We start from the raw sequence: 16,636 nt of genomic DNA, 5'->3' as shown, positions 1-16,636 counted from the left end.
ATGAACCGCAGGCCGATCAGCCCTGGGTCAGCGTGCGTACGGCGCGCTCGAAGCGGGCCAGGCCCTCGTCGATATCAGCATCCTCGACCACCAGGCTCGGGGCGAAACGCACTACGTCGGGACCGGCCTGCAGCACCATCAGCCCTTCTTTCTCGGCGGCGTTGAGCACGTCCTTGGCCCTGCCTTTCCAGGCTTCGGTGAGGACGCAGCCGATCAGCAGGCCGACACCACGCACCTGGCTGAACAGCCCGGCAGCCTGACCGATGGCTTCCAGACGCGTCTTGAACCGCGCGTGCTTGGCCTTTACGCCTGCCAGGGTCTCGGGGGTGTTGACCACGTCCATCACCGCGCACGCAACGGCGCACCCCAGCGGGTTGCCGCCGTAGGTGGTGCCGTGGGTGCCAACGGCCAGGTGGCTGGCCAGCTCGGCCGTGGTCAGCATGGCGCCGATCGGGAAGCCGCCGCCCAAGCTCTTGGCGCTGGTGAGGATGTCCGGGGTGACGCCGTAGTGCTGGTAGGCGTAGAGCGAACCGGTACGGCCGACGCCGGTTTGCACCTCGTCGAAGATCAGCAGAGCGTTGTGCTCGTCGCACAATGCACGCGCGCCCTCAAGGTAAGCCTGATCGGCGGGCACGACGCCGCTTTCGCCCTGGATCGGCTCGATGACCACCGCGCAGGTCTTGTCCGAGATCTGCGCCCTCAACGCCTCGAGGTCGTTGTAGGGCACATGGCTGATGCCGGTGATCTTCGGGCCGAAGCCATCGGAATACTTGGGCTGGCCACCGACACTGACGGTGAACAGGGTGCGCCCGTGGAAGCTGTTCACGGTGGCGATGATTTCGTGCTTGTCCGGGCCGAAGCGGTCATGAGCCACGCGACGGGCCAGCTTGAAAGCGGCCTCGTTGGATTCGGCGCCGGAGTTGCAGAAGAACGCACGGTCGGCGAAGGTCGCGGACACCAGCTTGTGCGCCAGGCGCAGGGCCGGTTCGTTGGTGAACACGTTGGACACGTGCCAGAGCGTGTTGGCTTGCTCGGTCAGGGCCTTGACCAGCGCCGGGTGGCAATGGCCCAGGGCGTTCACCGCGATGCCGCCGGCAAAGTCGATCAGTTCGCGGCCCGATTGATCCCACACACGGGAACCCTCGCCTCGGACGGGAATGAAGGCCGCCGGGGAATAGTTGGGCACCATGACCTGGTCGAAATCGGCACGTTGCACTGGGGCTTGCTCAACGGACATCTGAGTCTCCTGAAGAGGAACGCTGGCCTGTGGAGTCACCAGCGATGGGGGGATTGTAAGGACTGATCGACGCCTGTCCTTGCTGCCAGGCGACAACTTGTTACAGGGTCAAACCCGGTTTTGCCAAGGCTTTCGGCAATGCGACAAACACGGTCGCATTCGCGCAGTGTACCGGCAGCATGGCATTGGGTGAACGCTGCACGCCTCAGCCTTTCTCCGCGGGCGTCGAACTCAGCTCGAACGGACTGCTGCTGCGCCGCTGGTTGCGATCTTCACGGGGTGTGGCGCCGAAGAAGTTGCGGTAGGCACTGGAGAAATGCGGCCCGGAGGAAAACCCGCAGGACAGGCCGATCTGGATGATCGACTTGCTGGTCTGCATCAGCATCTGCCGGGCTTTGTTCAGACGCAGTTCCAGGTAGTACTGGCTGGGCACGCGATTGAGGTACTGCTTGAAAATCCGCTCCAGTTGCCGGCGTGACACACAGACATGCTGGGCGATTTCGTCGGTGGTCAACGGCTCTTCGATATTGGCCTCCATCAACAGCACCGCCTGGGTCAGCTTGGGATGGCTGGAGCCCAGGCGGTTCTGCAACGGAATGCGCTGGCGCTCGCCGCCCTCGCGAATGCGCTCGACCACCAGTTCCTCGGACACCGCTCCCGCCAGTTCAGCGCCATGGTCACGGGCCAATACCGCCAGTAGCAGGTCGGTGACCGCCATGCCGCCGCAAGCGGTCAGGCGGTCACGGTCCCAGTCGAACAGATGGCTAGTGGCGATAACCTTGGGAAAGCGCTCGGCGAAGTCGTCCTGCCAGCGCCAGTGCACCGCGGCCCGGTAGCCATCGAGCAAACCCAGCAAGGCCAGCGGGTACACGCCAGCAGAAAGGCCACCGACCATGCAGCCGCTGCGCGCCACCTGCTTGAGCGCCGTCGTCAGCGGCGCACCCAGGGCCAAGGTGGGTTCATCCGCCAACAGCAGCAGTTTGTGCAGGCCTTCGAGACGACCATTCCAAGGCTCGCCCGGCAGACGCCAGGCGCCCTCTTCGGCGGGCTCGGCCTGCAGGTAGCTCAGGTCGTAGATCACCTCCGGGTGCACCCGCTGGGCAAGCTGCAGCACTTCCTCGGCCAGAGCCAGGGTCAGCGGCCGAGTGCCGGGCCAGATGAGAAAGCCGATTCGCTGGGTGGTCATAGGTGACGGTCCGAAACCTGGGGTCGAATGAGGCGGCAGGCGCTGCCGCGCCCGTAGCGCAGCATGCCCTATTCTGGTGCGCGAGTGCAGCCTTTACTTGAGGCTGCCGGAGAGAAACTGGCGCAGACGCTCGGACTGCGGATTGACCAGCACTTCGCGTGGATTGCCGCGCTCCTCGACCAGCCCCTTGTGCAGGAAGACCAACTGGTTGGACACCTCGCGGGCAAAGCCCATCTCGTGGGTGACCACCACCATCGTCCGACCTTCCTGGGCCAGCGCCTGCATGACCTTGAGCACATCGCCCACCAGCTCCGGATCAAGCGCCGAGGTCGGTTCGTCGAACAGCATGACCTCAGGTTCCATGGCCAGCGCACGGGCGATCGCCACACGCTGCTGCTCGCCGCCGGACATGTGTCCGGGGAAGGCGTCCTTGCGGTGCGCTACACCGACTTTGGCCAGGTAGTGCTCGGCCTTTTCCAGCGCTTCCTTGCGATTGACGCCCAGCACGTGCACCGGCGCTTCGATGACGTTCTCAAGCGCAGTCATGTGCGACCACAGGTTGAAGTGCTGGAACACCATCGACAGGCGCGAGCGCAGGCGTTGCAGTTGCTTGCTGTCGGCGGCGCGCAGCGCCCCGTCCTTGTCGGCCACCAGCTTGAGCGCTTCGTTGTTGAGCACGATCCTGCCCGCGTGGGGCTGCTCGAGCAGGTTGATGCAGCGCAGGAAGGTGGACTTGCCGGAACCGCTGGAGCCGATGATGCTGATGACATCGCCCGCCTTGGCTTCCAGGGACACGCCCTTGAGGACCTCATGGCTGCCGTAGCGCTTGTGCAGGTCTTGGACTTGGAGTTTGTACATGCTGTCGATTCTCACAGAGCGGTCAGTGCTTGCGCGGCGCCAGGTAGCTGAGCCAGCGGCGTTCGGCCATCTTGAACAGGCGCACGAGGATGAAGGTCAGGCACAGGTAGAACACGCCCGCGGTAATGAAGGCCTCGAAAGGCAGGTAGTACTGGGCACTGACCGTGCGCGCGGCGCCGGTGATGTCGATCAGGGTCACGATCGACGCCAGACTGGTGGTCTGCAGCATCATGATCACCTCGTTGCTGTACTGCGGCAGCGCGCGGCGCAGCGCCGAAGGCAGCAGGATGCGGCGGTACATCTTCAGGCGCGACATGCCCATGGCCTTGGCCGCTTCGATCTCGCCATGGGGCGTGGCCTTGAGACTGCCGGCGATGATTTCGGCGGTGTAGGCACTGGTGTTGATGGCGAAGGCCAGGCAGGCGCAGAAGGTCGCACTGGACAGCCACGGCCACAGGAAGCTCTCGCGCACGGTCTCGAACTGGGCCAGGCCGTAGTAGATCAGGAACAACTGGACCAGCATCGGCGTGCCACGAATCACGTAGGTGTAGAGCCAGGCGGTCATGTTCACCAGCGGTTGGCGCGAGACGCGCATCAAACCCAGCGGGATCGCCGCCAGCAAGCCGAAGAACAGCGACAGCGCCAGCAACTTGAGCGTGGTGAGCAGGCCACCGAGGTACAGCGGCATGGCTTCCCAGACGACGTTGTAGTCGAAGATCATAGTTCAGCGGCCCTCACGCCGACCGAGTAGCGTTTTTCCAGGTACTTGAGCGCCAGCAGCGAGACGCTGGTCAACACCAGGTACAACGCGGCTACCGCCAGGAAGAAGGTAAAAGGTTCGCGGGTAGCGTCGGCTGCCTGCTTGGCCTTGAACATCATGTCCTGCAGGCCCACCACCGACACCAGCGCAGTGGCCTTGGTCAACACCAACCAGTTGTTGGTAAAGCCCGGAATCGCCAGACGGATCATCTGCGGCACCATGATGCGGAAGAACACCTGCCGCGAGCTCATGCCATAAGCCGCCCCGGCTTCGGCCTGCCCACGGGGAATCCCGAGAAACGCGCCACGGAAGGTTTCCGACAGATAGGCACCGAAGATGAAGCCCAGGGTGAAGATGCCAGCGACCAGCGGATTCACGTCGATGTAGTCGTCGTAGCCGACCAGCGGCGCGACCCGGTTGATGATGTCCTGACCGCCGTAGAAGATCAGCAGGATCAGCACCAGGTCCGGGATGCCACGGATGACCGTGGAATAGAGGTCGCCCAGCCAGGCCAGCCAGCGCACCGGCGACAACCGCAAGGCTACGCCGATCAGGCCGAGAACGATGGCCAGGGCCATCGACGACAGGGCGAGCTGCAACGTCAGCCACGCCCCCTCGAGGATGACTGCCCCGTAGCCTTTCAACATGTTTCGAATTCCTCAGGACTTGGGAACGAAAAATGGTGCAAACCTCAGCGCTCCTGCTGTTTGCACCATTGCTCAGGTGATTGCCGGACGCTTATTTCGCGTCTGGACCGTAGATATCAAAGTTGAAGTACTTAGCCTCGATCTGCTTGTACGTGCCGTTGGCACGGATGGCGTCGATGGCCTTGTTGATGCGCTCGCGGTTGGCGTCATCACCCTTGCGCACGGCGATACCCACACCGTCGCCAAAGTACTTCACGTCGGTGAACGCAGGCCCGACGAAGGCGAAGCCTTTGCCAGCGTCGGTCTTGAGGAAGCCGTCTTCGAGCAGGGTGGCATCGGCCACGGTACCGTCCAGGCGACCGGCCGCGACGTCCAGGTAGACTTCGTTCTGCGTGCCATAGGGCACGACGGTGACGCCCTTCGGTGCCAGCACTTCCTTGGCGAAGCGGTCATGGATCGAACCACGCTGCACGCCGATTTTCTTGCCCTTGAGCTCGTCGAGGCTGTCGCTCACGGTGGTGCCGTCCTTCATCACCAGGCGCGCCGGAGTCAGGTAATAGCGGTTGGTGAAGTCAACCGACTTCTTGCGATCATCGGTGATCGACATGGAGGACAGGATGGCGTCGATCTTTTTCACTTTCAGTGCCGGGATCAGGCCGTCGAATTCTTGCTCGACCCACTCGCACTTGGCTTTCATCTCTTCGCACAGAGCGTTACCGATGTCGTAGTCGAAGCCGGCAATGCTGCCATCGGGCTGCTTGAAGGCAAAGGGTGGATAGGCCGCTTCGATACCGATCTTCAACGGCTTTTCGTCGGCCTGCGAGACCAGGGAAAACACGGACAGCGCCAGGGCGCCAAGCAGTGCGAGCTTCTTCATCAGGTAACTCCATCGGTACGGGGCACTAGCAGGCAGGGAAACGACTGCCCGAGAGGCGAATGAGTACAACGCGAGCCGCGCAGGGTTCGACCAGGGTCGCAGACCACGAGCGAGTGAGTGGCATTCTAACGGCAGCCCGGTGGTCGATATTTCTTCAAAGCGACAACTACGTATAGAAGCGCATAAACCTGCGGGCGGCGATATTGACAGCTCTTGCGAAACATGCAAGCGCAAAAGGAATACAACCTTTAGACGAAGCAATAAGCGCGCCTATTATTGGCAAAGCCTTGAATTCCGGCAAGTGCGGGGTGCGTGGGGGTGACGATGGGATAGGAAATGCACCGGAGGGCTGCAGGACTGTTTCCTCTGGCCCCGATTCGGTGCAATGGATCAGCGCGACGGGTTACCGATGAATATCGGGTAACACTCGGCAAAATCGAGCAGCAATCCCGTCAGGGGGCAGCTGCCGCGAGAATGAAAAGGGGCTGCATCGCAGCCCCTGTCATGCAATTACGCCGACGCCCGGCTCATGGCCTTGTGGGTGTCGATCAGGTGTTGCACCACACCCGGATCGGCCAGGGTGGAAATATCACCCAGCGCATCGTACTCGGCCGTGGCGATCTTGCGCAGGATACGGCGCATGATCTTGCCCGAGCGGGTCTTGGGCAGGCCTGGTGCCCACTGGATGACATCCGGCGAGGCAATCGGGCCGATCTCCTTGCGCACCCAGTTCTTCAACTCCTGGCGCAACTGCTCGCTGGGCTCCTCGCCGGCGTTGAGGGTGACGTAGACATAGATGCCCTGCCCCTTGATGTCGTGCGGCACGCCCACCACCGCCGCTTCGGCGACCTTGGCGTGCGCCACCATGGCGCTCTCGATCTCGGCGGTGCCCATGCGGTGGCCCGAGACGTTGAGCACGTCGTCGACCCGCCCGGTGATCCAGAAGTAGCCATCTTCGTCGCGACGCGCGCCGTCACCGGTGAAGTACATGCCACGGAAGGTCTTGAAGTAGGTGTCGACGAAACGGTCGTGGTCGCCATACAGCGAACGTGACTGCCCCGGCCAGGAGTCGAGGATCACCAGGTTGCCCTCGGCCGCGCCCTCGATCAGGTTGCCCAGGTTATCCACCAGTGCCGGCACCACGCCGAAGAACGGCCGGGTCGCCGAGCCTGGCTTGAGGCCGATGGCACCTGGCAACGGGCTGATGAGGATGCCGCCGGTTTCGGTCTGCCACCAGGTGTCGACGATCGGGCAACGCTCCTTGCCGACCGTCTTGTAGTACCAGTTCCAGGCTTCCGGGTTGATCGGCTCGCCGACCGAGCCAAGCAGGCGCAGGCTCGAACCGTCGGCGCCGGCCACTGCCGCCTCGCCTTCGGCCATCATCGCGCGGATGGCGGTCGGGGCGGTGTAGAGGATGTTGACCTTGTGCTTGTCGACGATCTTCGACACACGGGTGATGTCGGGGTAATTCGGCACGCCTTCGAACAGCAGCGTGGTGGCGCCGTTGGCCAGCGGACCATAGACGATATAGCTGTGCCCGGTGACCCAACCTACGTCGGCGGTGCACCAGTAGACCTCGCCCGGACGGTAGTCGAAGACCCGCTCATGGGTGAGCGCGGCGTACACCAGGTAACCGCCGGTGGTGTGCAGCACGCCTTTGGGCTTGCCGGTCGAACCCGAGGTATAGAGGATGAACAGCGCTTCCTCGGCGCCCATTTCCTTGGGCGCGCAGTGGTTGGAGGCCACCTTCATCAGGTCCTCGTACCAGATGTCGCGGTGCTGGTGCCAGGCAATATCGCCACCGGTGCGCTTGCACACGATGATCTTCTGCACGCTGCTGGTTTCAGGATTGGTCAGGGCCAGGTCGACGTTGGCCTTGAGCGGCGTGCGTCGGCCGCCGCGCAGGCCCTCGTCGGCGGTGATCACCACCTTGGACTTGCAGTCGATGATGCGTCCGGCCAGCGCTTCAGGCGAGAAGCCGCCGAACACCACCGAATGAATGGCGCCGATGCGTGCACAGGCGAGCATCGCCACCACCGCTTCGGGAATCATCGGCATGTAGATGGTCACCACATCGCCACGGTGCACGTCCTGCCCACGCAGCGCGTTGGCGAATTTGCACACCTGTTCGTGCAGCTCGCGGTAGGTGATGTTGCGGTGCTCGGAGGGGTCGTCACCCTCCCAGATGATGGCCAACTGATCGCCCCGCTCTTCGAGGTGACGATCCAGGCAGTTGTAGGAGACGTTCAGAGTGCCGTCGGCGAACCATTTGATGTCCACGTGGTGGTCATCGAAAGAGGTCTGCTTGACCTTGGTGAAAGGCTTGATCCAGTCCAGGCGCTGGGCCTGCTCGCGCCAGAAGCCGTCCGGGTTGATCACCGATTGCTGGTACATGGCCTTGTAGGTGGCCTCGTCGGTCAGGGTGTTTGCCGCGACCTCGGGACGAACGGGATACAGGGGAGCCGCACTCATCTGTTTTACCTCGGTGTAATAGTTGTTTTTGTATACGAAGGTTTTAACTGTACCAGAGCGCGCGTGACCATTCGACGTTGGTAGTACCAAAACCCGACTGGCGCGTCAGCGCTTTCACGACAGCGCTGCAACCGGCGTAATCGCTGATGTCCAGAAAAAAGCGGTGGCGCAGGAAAAGATTGTTACCGAATCCAGCAAAAACTGTATCAAAACAGTGTCTTTTTCAACTTGCCACGCAGGCCTAACATGGCCCTCGCCAACAACGGCAAACCGATCAACTTCCAGTCCAGCCCCCACGCGGCTTTGTTGATCCTCTCCCGAACTCAACTTTCAACGTTGTACGTTTTCGCGGCGCCCTGCGTGCCGCGCGTCCCTTCACGACCTTAGACAGGTAACTCGAACATGAAAGCTTTACTGGTATTGCTACTGGGCAGTGTCTGCAGCGCGGCGATGGCCGATGACCTGACGCCGCCCGCCGAGCAGATTCCGGTCGAACACTACAATTACTCCCAGCACCTGGATATCGCCAAGGTGCTGTCCATGAGCCCGGTCGCCGATGTCTGCGCAGTGGTGCCGGCGCGCATGACCTACGAGGACTCCCAAGGCCACCGACACGTCCTCGAGTACCGCGTGATGGGCAATGGCTGCTCCAACGGTTGAGTCGCGACACGGGGGCCCTGCGGGCCCCTTTCGCCGCCTCGACGGACACCCCACGGGCCCACTATCGATCGGTCATCTTGCCCAGGGAATAATCGCGTAACTTGTTGGCAATCGTCGTGTGCGAGACGCCCAATCGTTTCCCCAGCGCTCGACTACTTGGAAAGTCTGCCTTCAAACTTTCAAGCACCGCTTTTTCAAAGCGACCGATAATATCCGACAGTTCCCCTTCCAACGAAAAGTTACCCAGCGGTTGACGCGCGCCGTAATCCGGCAGGCGAATATGTTCAACTTTCACCACCCCGCCCTCGCATAACGAGACGGCTTGGAATACCACGTTCTCCAGTTGCCGCACATTGCCCGGCCATTGATAAAGACTCAACTTGTTGAATGCCGCCGGTGCCAATGTCGGCAAGGCGCAGCCAATCTGTCGACTGGCCTGGTCGAGGAAATGACGAACCAATCCTTCGAGACCGTCCATGCATTCACGCAGTGGCGGAATATGCAATGACAGCACATTGAGGCGGTGATACAGATCCTGACGAAATTCGCCGCGTGCGCACAACTCCGACAGGTCCACCTGGGTCGCGCAGATCACCCGCACGTCCAGATGCACCTCCTCGTCGCTGCCGACACGACGAAAACAACCGTCCTGCAGGAAGCGCAGCAACTTGACCTGCAGCCGCGGGCTCATCTCGGCCACGCCATCGAGAAACAGCGTACCGCCTGCCGTCAGTTCCAGCAGGCCGAGCTTGCCTTCGGCGCGGGCGCCTTCGAAGGCGCCAGGACCGTAACCGAACAGCTCGGTCTCGGCCATCGATTCCGGTAACCCGGCGCAGTTGAGCGCCATCAGCGGCGCCTGGCCGCGCGGACTGGCCAGGTGACAGGCGCGGGCCAGCAGCTCCTTGCCGGTGCCGGTCTCGCCCTCGATCAACAACGGCGCATCCAACGGCGCCATGCGCCGCGCCTCACGCACCACTGCGGCCATGACCCGAGAGCTCTGGAAGATGCTGTCGAAACCGCGCAACTCCTGTTTGCGTACGTTGTAGATGCGCTCGCCGATGCGGTCGGCGCGGTGCAGCGTGAGCACGGCGCCGGCGAGCGCTTCGCTGTCATCGTGCTCGGACTGCAGCGGGGCGATGTCGGCCAGGAATACATCGCCTTTGACCTTGACCCGCAGGCCGTTGATGCGCGACTGATTGGCCCGCACCAGTTCCGGCAGGTCGAAATCCTCGACGTAGCGCGCCAGCGGTAGCCCAGGCACTTCGTCGACGCGCACGCCCAACAACTGCGCCGCCGCGCGGTTGGCCGCGACGATGCTGCCGCCCATGTCCACCGACAGCACGGGAAATTCCAACGCACCGAGCAGGGCGTTGAGTTCCATATGTCGGCGCTCGCTGGGCATCAAGCCGACGCGCTTGACACCAAACACGCCGGCGATGGCCTCGAACTTGGGACGCAGGGCCTGAAATTGCAGATTGATGAGGTTGGGGCAGTGCAGATAGATCGCATTGCCCTGATCGCCGCCGACCTCCCCGCGCAGCACGTTGATGCCGTACTCCACCAGAAGATTGAGAATGTCGCGCAGGATGCCGATGCGGTTTTGACAATGGACTTTGATGCGCATGGAAGCTCCGTCACGCCGTCTTTTTCATGTTCAGCGCAGAAATTCGTAAAGATAAGCTGACAAATCAATCAGCCTTAAGGCCTTAGGAAGGCGGATCTTCGGTCAATACAAGCTCTTTGTAAAATTTACCTTACAGAAATCCTTTGCAGATACTGCTCGCCTGACCTGATCACCGGATGCAATCGCCCAAACCAAGGGCTATTTCTAATGCCATTGCGGTCATAACAACAAAGCCCTCAGCAGGAGAGCGACATGAAACAAACGCAGTACGTGGCCCGTGAGCCCGACGCGCAAGGTTTTATCGACTACCCGCAGCATGAGCATGCGGTGTGGAACACCTTGATCACCCGTCAGTTGAAGGTGATCGAGGGCCGCGCCTGCCAGGAATACCTGGACGGCATCGAGCAGCTCGCCCTGCCCCACCACCGCATCCCGCAACTGGGTGAAGTCAACAAGGTGCTGGGCGCTACCACCGGCTGGCAAGTCGCCCGGGTCCCGGCGCTGATCCCCTTCCAGACGTTCTTCGAATTGCTGGCCAGCAAGCGCTTCCCTGTCGCCACCTTCATTCGCAGCGCGGAAGAACTCGACTACCTGCAGGAACCGGACATCTTCCACGAGATCTTCGGTCACTGCCCCTTGCTCACCAATCCCTGGTTCGCCGAGTTCACCCATACCTACGGCAAGCTCGGCCTGGCCGCGACCAAGGAGCAGCGCGTGTACCTGGCGCGACTGTACTGGATGACCATCGAGTTCGGCCTGATGGAGACTGCTCACGGCCGCAAGATCTACGGTGGCGGTATTCTCTCCTCGCCCAAGGAAACCCTGTATAGCCTTTCCAACGAGCCCGAGCACCAGGCCTTCGACGCCATCGAAGCCATGCGCACGCCGTATCGCATCGACATTCTGCAGCCGGTGTATTTCGTGCTGCCGAACATGAAGCGCCTGTTCGACCTGGCCCACGAAGACATCATGGGCATGGTCCAGCGAGCCACGCAGTTGGGCTTGCATGCGCCGAAATTCCCACCCAAGGCGGCCTGAGCCACCTTGTCGACAACAAACTGATAGTGGAAACCCTCGATGAATGCCTTGAACCAAGCCCACTGTGAAGCGTGCCGTGCCGATGCACCGAAGGTCAGCGACCAAGAGCTGGCCGAGCTCATCCGCGAAATACCCGACTGGAGCGTGGAAGTGCGCGACGGTCACATGGAACTGGAGCGGGTGTTCCTGTTCAAGAACTTCAAGCATGCGCTGGCCTTCACCAACGCGGTCGGTGAAATCGCCGAGGCCGAAGGGCATCACCCAGGCCTGCTGACCGAATGGGGCAAGGTCACCGTCACCTGGTGGAGCCACTCCATCAAGGGCCTGCACCGCAACGACTTCATCATGTGCGCGCGTACCGACCAAGTGGCGCAAACGGCTGAAGGGCGTAAGTAAGCGCTGCACATTCGCAGCGGTTTGCCGCTGCGATTCACCCGCGATGCCCGCGCCTCTGCACCTGGCGCGAGCAGCGCCCATGATCGCTGCCACCTCCCACTGCTCAAGGTTTCTCGCGCTCGCCCAGCGCGTTGACCGTCCGCTATCCGCCCACAAATCCGAAGTGCGCGCGGGATTTTTTTCAAACTGTCATCCAGACTCCTGTATCCTGCCTCGGCGTTGCAAACGCTTCAGAATGCGCCTGGCGCAGCCTTTTCACTCACACTTGCGAGGAACGACGAGATGCACGAAATCCCGAATCTTCCCTTCCCAAGCCTGAACCCCGAAGAGCAGACCGTTACCGCCCATGCCGCCGAGCCGGCACCCGCTGGGCACGAAGGTGACGACCCCTCCAGCGCCGATCAGGACTAATCGCGCACCCCGACCGTGTGAAAACGGCTGACCTGCGGGCTCGCCCCGTCAGCGCGCTTTCACACTGTCCAGACCCTCTCCCGCGAATCCCCCAATGCCCGAATCACCGCGCCGCCTGGCGATCACGCTGCAAATCGTCTCCATCGTGCTGTTCACCTTCATCGGCTACCTGAACATCGGCATCCCGCTGGCCGTGCTACCCGGCTACGTGCATAACGACCTGGGCTTGAGCGCCGTACTCGCCGGCCTGGTGATCAGCGTGCAGTACCTGGCCACCCTGCTCAGCCGCCCCACCGCCAGCCGCATCATCGACAATCTGGGCAGCAAGAAGGCGGTGATGTGGGGCTTGGCCGGCTGCGGCCTGAGCGGCGTGTTCATGCTGGCGTGCAGCTTCCTCGGCCACCTGCCGTGGGTGAGCCTGGCCTGCCTGCTGGTGGGACGCCTGGTCCTAGGCAGCGCGGAAAGCCTGGTGGGCTCGGGTTCGATAGGCTGGGGCATTGGTCGCGTGGGCGCCGAACACACGGCCAAAGTCATTTCCTGGAACGGCATCGCCAGTTACGGCGCCCTGGCCATCGGCGCTCCGCTCGGGGTGCTGATGGTCAACCGCCTGGGGCTGTGGAGCATGGGCGCCAGCATCATTGCGCTGGGCCTGATCGGTCTGGCCCTGGCGTGGTCGAAGCCGGCGGCGCCGATCGTGGCCGGCAAGCGCCTGCCATTTCTGCAAGTGCTGGGCAAGGTGTTTCCCCACGGCGCGGGACTGGCTCTGGGCTCGATCGGCTTCGGCACCATCGCGACCTTCATCACCCTCTACTACGCCAGTCGCGGCTGGCCGAGCGCCGCACTGACGCTGAGCGTGTTCGGCGCCAGCTTCATCTGCGCGCGCCTGGTGTTCGGCAACCTGATCAACCGCCTGGGCGGCTTTCGCGTGGCCATCGCCTGCCTGTCGGTGGAAACCCTCGGGCTGTTGATGCTGTGGCTGGCACCGAGCGCGGAGCTTGCGCTGCTCGGCGCGGCTTTGAGCGGATTCGGTTTCTCCCTGGTCTTCCCGGCACTGGGCGTGGAGGCGGTCAATCAGGTGTCGGCCGCCAACCGCGGCGCAGCGGTGGGGGCGTACTCGTTGTTCATCGACCTGTCGCTGGGGATCACCGGGCCACTGGTGGGCGCGGTGGCCGCAGGGTTCGGATTCCGCTCGATCTTCCTGTTCGCCGCTGGGGCTGCGGTGTGCGGGCTGGTGTTGAGTGTGTATCTGTACCGGCAGACGCGCCGATACGATCGCGGGTAGCCGCGCCTGTGAAGGCGCGGGGTGACCATCAGGATCAGCGCAGCAGATGTTGCAGCACGACCTCCAACGGATGTCGCAACGGCTTGTCGGTCATGCGCTTGACCTGGCTACGGCATGAATAACCCGTCGCCAAGGCCTCGCCTGCCTTGTCCAGCTTGCCCGCCCAGGACTGCTCGAAGATGGCCTTCGACGCCTGCTGGTTGCGCGCCTCATGGCCGTAGGTGCCAGACATGCCGCAGCAACCGGTGGCTTCGGTCACCAGCTTGAGCCCCAACCGCTCGAACACCTGTTCCCACTGACGCGTGCTGGCCGGCGCATTGGTCTTCTCCGTGCAGTGGGCCAGCAGACGGTAGCTGCCGCCCTGCCCTGCAGCCTGGCGTGGCAGCTCATCAACCAACCACTCCTGAGGCAGCAGCACCTTGGGGCAGCCTTCGAGCCCATCGACTTTCTGGTATTCCTGGCGATAAACCAAGGTCATCGCCGGATCCAGCCCGACCAAGGGTATCCCGCAGTCGGCCAGGGCCTTGAGTTGACGACCATTGCGAATCGCCGCCTTGGCGAACGCACCGAGGAAACCTTGTACGTGCAGCGGCTTGCCATTGGCACTGTAGGGGGCGAGAAACACCTGATAGCCAAGGCGGGTCGCCAGCTCGATGAGCACGGCCAGCAGCGGCGTTTCGAAATAGCGGGTGAAGGCATCCTGCACCAGCACCAGGCTACGCTCGCGCTGCATCGGCGTCAGTTCGCGCAGGGTGGGTACGCTGGCCATCTTCACCCGGCAGCGGGTCAGCGTGGCCTGCAGGTTGAAGCGGCTGATCAGCGGGCTGTCGACCATGCCCACCTGATCGGCCAGCAGGCGGCTCACCCACTTCGACCCCATCACGGCGTTGTACAGGCCCGGCGCGCGGGCCAGGTAAGGAATGGTGAATTCCAGCGAGCCGATCAGGTAATCACGCAACGGGCGCTGGTAGCGCCCGTGATAGAGCTCGAGGAAACGCGAACGGAAGTCCGGCACGTTGACTTTGATCGGGCACTGCCCGGCGCAGGACTTGCACGCCAGGCAACCGGCCATGGCGTCGTAGACTTCGTGGGAGAAGTCGGCCTGCCCCTGGCGCTGCGCGCGCCGGTTGGCCAAGCGCTTGGGCAGGCCCTTGAACCACGGTGCCTTGCGCTGCGCCGAGGCCAGTACGTCGATATCGGCCTCGCCCTGCAGGCGCAGCCACTCGCGGATCAGCGAGGCGCGGCCCTTGGGCGAGTGGCGGCGCTCGCGGGTGGCTTTCCACGACGGGCACATGGCGTCGTTGGGGTCGTAGTTGTAGCAGGCGCCGTTGCCATTGCAGTGCACCGCGCTGGCAAAACTCTGCCAGACGCGCTCGTCGATGTGACGGTCGAGGTCGCCGCGCAGGGTCACGCCATCGACCGCCGTCAGGCCCTCGGCGCTGTGCAACGGGGTGCAGATCTTGCCAGGGTTGAGTTGATTGCGCGGGTCGAAGGCACCTTTGAGGCGCTGCAGGGCCGGGTACAGTTCGCCGAAATATTCGGGTACGTACTCCGAACGCAGGCCTTTGCCATGCTCGCCCCAGAGCAGGCCACCGTAGCGTTTGGTCAGCGCCGCCACCGCATCGGAGATCGGCTTGACCAGCGCGGCCTGGGCCGGATCCTTCATGTCCAGCGCCGGCCGAACATGCAGCACACCGGCATCGACATGACCGAACATGCCGTAGGCCAGGCCGTGGCCGTCGAGCAGCGCGCGGAACTCGGCGATGTAGTCGGCCAGGCGCTCCGGCGGCACGGCGGTGTCCTCCACGAAGGGCTGCGGCCGCACCTCGCCCTCGACGTTGCCCAGCAGCCCCACCGACCGCTTGCGCATGGCGTACACCCGCGTCACCGCCTCGGCGCCCTCGGCCAAGGTATGGCCCAGGCGCTCGACGCTGGTATCGCTGCGCAGGTGCTCGACGAACGCCGCCACCCGCGCATTGACCGCCTCCGGCTCATCGCCGCAGAACTCGACCAGGTTGATGCCCAGGGTTGGACGCTGCGTATCGGCGGGGAAGTATTCGGCCACGCTGTGCCAGACGATGTCCTGCATCGCCAGCATCAGCACCTTGGAGTCGACCGTCTCGATCGACAGCGGCTTGAGCGCCATCAGCGCATTGGCATCGCGCAGCGCGTCCATGAAGCTGGCATAGCGCACGTTGACCAGCACCGCATACTTGGGAATCGGCAGCACATTGAGCTTGGCCTCGACCACATAGCCCAATGAGCCCTCGGCGCCGCACAGTACGCTGTTGAGGTTGAAGCGACCTTGCGTGTCGCGCAGGTGCGCCAGGTCGTAGCCGGTCAGGCAGCGGTTGAGCTTGGGAAAGGTCGCCTCGATCAGTTCGGCCTGGGTCTGCTGGATGTCGCGCGCCGTGCGATACACCTCGCCCACCCGTCCGGGTGCGGCGCAGGCCTGTTCCAGGGCTGCGTCGTCCAGCGGCAGGCTGTGCAGGCGCTGACCACCGAGCAGCACGCTGTGCAATTCGAGTACGTGATCGCGCGTCTTGCCGTAGGTGCAACTGCCCTGGCCGCTGGCATCGGTGTTGATCATGCCGCCAAGGGTGGCGCGGTTTGAGGTGGACAGCTCAGGGGCGAAGAACAACCCGTGGGGCTTGAGCGCGGCATTGAGCTGGTCCTTGACCACACCGGCCTGCACCCGCACCCAGCGCTGTTCGACGTCGATCTCGAGAATGGCATTCATGTGCCGCGACAGGTCGACGACGATGCCATCGGTGAGCGACTGGCCGTTGGTGCCGGTGCCGCCGCCGCGCGGGGTCAGCTTGATCTGGGTGAAGCGCGGCTCGTCCATCAGCGTGGCGACCCGCACCACATCGTCGGCGTCCAGCGGGAACACCGCCGCCTGGGGCAAGCGCTGGTAGATCGAGTTATCGGTGGCCAGCACCGTGCGGGTGCCGTAGTCGGCGCTGATCTGGCCGCGGAAACCGCTGGCACGCAGAGCGTCGAGGAATTCGGGGTAACCGGCGGCAGGCGCACGGACAGGCAACTGGGCGATCATCGAAGGATGGCCTCTTGATAGGTCTGATCACGGTGTGGACGTTACTGACACCTGCGCAGCACGCATGAATGCCGACAGGCCAGATGACGGATGCGCCCATGTTCCTGTAGTTTCCGCTCGAGGGCAAACGGAT

General features: G+C 63.1%; 14 protein-coding genes. 5 read left to right on the top strand and 9 right to left on the bottom strand.

Annotation, left to right across the window (positions count from 1 at the left end; translation table 11 throughout):
• Positions 1-16: 16 nt before the first annotated feature.
• The 7 genes from ACK2SD_RS08545 to acs all read right to left on the bottom strand — a co-directional run bounded on the left by ACK2SD_RS08545 (position 17) and on the right by acs (position 8,037).
• Entirely contained in the window at positions 17-1,237 is a 1,221-nt protein-coding gene (locus ACK2SD_RS08545; protein ID WP_412461884.1) for an aspartate aminotransferase family protein, read from the bottom strand.
• 205 nt (positions 1,238-1,442) lie between these two features.
• Positions 1,443-2,423 carry a transcriptional regulator ArgR gene (gene argR / locus ACK2SD_RS08540; protein ID WP_412461883.1) on the bottom strand — a complete coding sequence of 327 codons (981 nt, stop codon included), beginning with the start codon at positions 2,421-2,423 and terminating at the stop codon, positions 1,443-1,445.
• A gap of 93 nt (positions 2,424-2,516) precedes the next feature.
• Positions 2,517-3,281, bottom strand: a complete 765-nt coding sequence (locus ACK2SD_RS08535; RefSeq protein WP_039579073.1) for an ABC transporter ATP-binding protein — start codon at positions 3,279-3,281, stop codon at positions 2,517-2,519.
• Between the two features lie 22 nt (positions 3,282-3,303).
• Positions 3,304-4,002 carry an ABC transporter permease gene (locus ACK2SD_RS08530; protein ID WP_039579076.1) on the bottom strand — a complete coding sequence of 233 codons (699 nt, stop codon included), beginning with the start codon at positions 4,000-4,002 and terminating at the stop codon, positions 3,304-3,306.
• Positions 3,999-4,688 (bottom strand): ABC transporter permease, encoded by a 690-nt coding sequence (locus tag ACK2SD_RS08525; RefSeq protein WP_029614280.1) that lies wholly within the window; start codon positions 4,686-4,688, stop codon positions 3,999-4,001. The genes ACK2SD_RS08530 and ACK2SD_RS08525 overlap by 4 nt, the downstream gene beginning before the upstream one ends.
• A 91-nt stretch (positions 4,689-4,779) precedes the next feature.
• Positions 4,780-5,565, bottom strand: a complete 786-nt coding sequence (locus tag ACK2SD_RS08520; protein ID WP_412461882.1) for an ABC transporter substrate-binding protein — start codon at positions 5,563-5,565, stop codon at positions 4,780-4,782.
• A gap of 510 nt (positions 5,566-6,075) precedes the next feature.
• Positions 6,076-8,037, bottom strand: coding sequence for an acetate--CoA ligase (acs, locus tag ACK2SD_RS08515; RefSeq protein ID WP_039579080.1), 1,962 nt, complete (start codon positions 8,035-8,037; stop codon positions 6,076-6,078).
• A 402-nt stretch (positions 8,038-8,439) separates the two neighbouring features.
• On the opposite strand from acs, the gene ACK2SD_RS08510 reads away from it, so the two are divergent.
• Positions 8,440-8,697 carry a DUF2790 domain-containing protein gene (locus ACK2SD_RS08510; RefSeq protein WP_029614282.1) on the top strand — a complete coding sequence of 86 codons (258 nt, stop codon included), beginning with the start codon at positions 8,440-8,442 and terminating at the stop codon, positions 8,695-8,697.
• Positions 8,698-8,758: 61 nt separating this feature from the next.
• Here ACK2SD_RS08510 and ACK2SD_RS08505 read toward each other — a convergent pair whose 3' ends face one another.
• Positions 8,759-10,321: a sigma-54-dependent transcriptional regulator gene (locus tag ACK2SD_RS08505; RefSeq protein WP_295482481.1), complete on the bottom strand. Its 1,563-nt coding sequence runs from the start codon at positions 10,319-10,321 to the stop codon at positions 8,759-8,761.
• 252 nt (positions 10,322-10,573) lie between these two features.
• On the opposite strand from ACK2SD_RS08505, the gene phhA reads away from it, so the two are divergent.
• The 4 genes from phhA to ACK2SD_RS08485 all read left to right on the top strand — a co-directional run bounded on the left by phhA (position 10,574) and on the right by ACK2SD_RS08485 (position 13,448).
• Positions 10,574-11,359, top strand: coding sequence for a phenylalanine 4-monooxygenase (phhA, locus tag ACK2SD_RS08500; protein ID WP_412461881.1), 786 nt, complete (start codon positions 10,574-10,576; stop codon positions 11,357-11,359).
• A 39-nt stretch (positions 11,360-11,398) separates the two neighbouring features.
• Positions 11,399-11,755 carry a 4a-hydroxytetrahydrobiopterin dehydratase gene (locus ACK2SD_RS08495; protein WP_304483275.1) on the top strand — a complete coding sequence of 119 codons (357 nt, stop codon included), beginning with the start codon at positions 11,399-11,401 and terminating at the stop codon, positions 11,753-11,755.
• Between the two features lie 282 nt (positions 11,756-12,037).
• Complete coding sequence (locus tag ACK2SD_RS08490) at positions 12,038-12,166, top strand: hypothetical protein (protein WP_275898054.1); 129 nt, start codon at positions 12,038-12,040, stop codon at positions 12,164-12,166.
• Positions 12,167-12,260: 94 nt separating this feature from the next.
• Positions 12,261-13,448, top strand: coding sequence for an MFS transporter (locus tag ACK2SD_RS08485; RefSeq protein ID WP_116888685.1), 1,188 nt, complete (start codon positions 12,261-12,263; stop codon positions 13,446-13,448).
• Between the two features lie 34 nt (positions 13,449-13,482).
• On the opposite strand, the gene ACK2SD_RS08480 is transcribed toward ACK2SD_RS08485, so the two are convergent.
• Positions 13,483-16,503 carry an FAD-binding and (Fe-S)-binding domain-containing protein gene (locus ACK2SD_RS08480; protein ID WP_412461880.1) on the bottom strand — a complete coding sequence of 1,007 codons (3,021 nt, stop codon included), beginning with the start codon at positions 16,501-16,503 and terminating at the stop codon, positions 13,483-13,485.
• Positions 16,504-16,636: the final 133 nt, after the last annotated feature.

Source organism: Pseudomonas sp. SC11 (genome assembly GCF_047039205.1).
Taxonomy (GTDB): Bacteria; Pseudomonadota; Gammaproteobacteria; order Pseudomonadales; family Pseudomonadaceae; genus Aquipseudomonas; species Aquipseudomonas boreofloridensis.
The sequence above is the reverse complement of the archived record's forward strand: the minus strand, read 5'-3'. Positions and strand labels throughout refer to the sequence as shown.

Bases quoted from the DNA above. Each gene is read 5' to 3' on its own strand.
- ACK2SD_RS08480 (WP_412461880.1), bottom strand. From the start codon at position 16,503: ATGATCGCCCAGTTGCCTGTCCGTGCGCCTGCCGCCGGTTACCCCGAA.
- acs (WP_039579080.1), bottom strand. From the start codon at position 8,037: ATGAGTGCGGCTCCCCTGTATCCCGTTCGTCCCGAGGTCGCGGCAAAC.
- ACK2SD_RS08505 (WP_295482481.1), bottom strand. From the start codon at position 10,321: ATGCGCATCAAAGTCCATTGTCAAAACCGCATCGGCATCCTGCGCGAC.
- argR (WP_412461883.1), bottom strand. From the start codon at position 2,423: ATGACCACCCAGCGAATCGGCTTTCTCATCTGGCCCGGCACTCGGCCG.
- phhA (WP_412461881.1), top strand. From the start codon at position 10,574: ATGAAACAAACGCAGTACGTGGCCCGTGAGCCCGACGCGCAAGGTTTT.
- ACK2SD_RS08520 (WP_412461882.1), bottom strand. From the start codon at position 5,565: ATGAAGAAGCTCGCACTGCTTGGCGCCCTGGCGCTGTCCGTGTTTTCC.
- ACK2SD_RS08535 (WP_039579073.1), bottom strand. From the start codon at position 3,281: ATGTACAAACTCCAAGTCCAAGACCTGCACAAGCGCTACGGCAGCCAT.
- ACK2SD_RS08525 (WP_029614280.1), bottom strand. From the start codon at position 4,688: ATGTTGAAAGGCTACGGGGCAGTCATCCTCGAGGGGGCGTGGCTGACG.
- ACK2SD_RS08545 (WP_412461884.1), bottom strand. From the start codon at position 1,237: ATGTCCGTTGAGCAAGCCCCAGTGCAACGTGCCGATTTCGACCAGGTC.
- ACK2SD_RS08510 (WP_029614282.1), top strand. From the start codon at position 8,440: ATGAAAGCTTTACTGGTATTGCTACTGGGCAGTGTCTGCAGCGCGGCG.
- ACK2SD_RS08490 (WP_275898054.1), top strand. From the start codon at position 12,038: ATGCACGAAATCCCGAATCTTCCCTTCCCAAGCCTGAACCCCGAAGAG.
- ACK2SD_RS08495 (WP_304483275.1), top strand. From the start codon at position 11,399: ATGAATGCCTTGAACCAAGCCCACTGTGAAGCGTGCCGTGCCGATGCA.
- ACK2SD_RS08530 (WP_039579076.1), bottom strand. From the start codon at position 4,002: ATGATCTTCGACTACAACGTCGTCTGGGAAGCCATGCCGCTGTACCTC.
- ACK2SD_RS08485 (WP_116888685.1), top strand. From the start codon at position 12,261: ATGCCCGAATCACCGCGCCGCCTGGCGATCACGCTGCAAATCGTCTCC.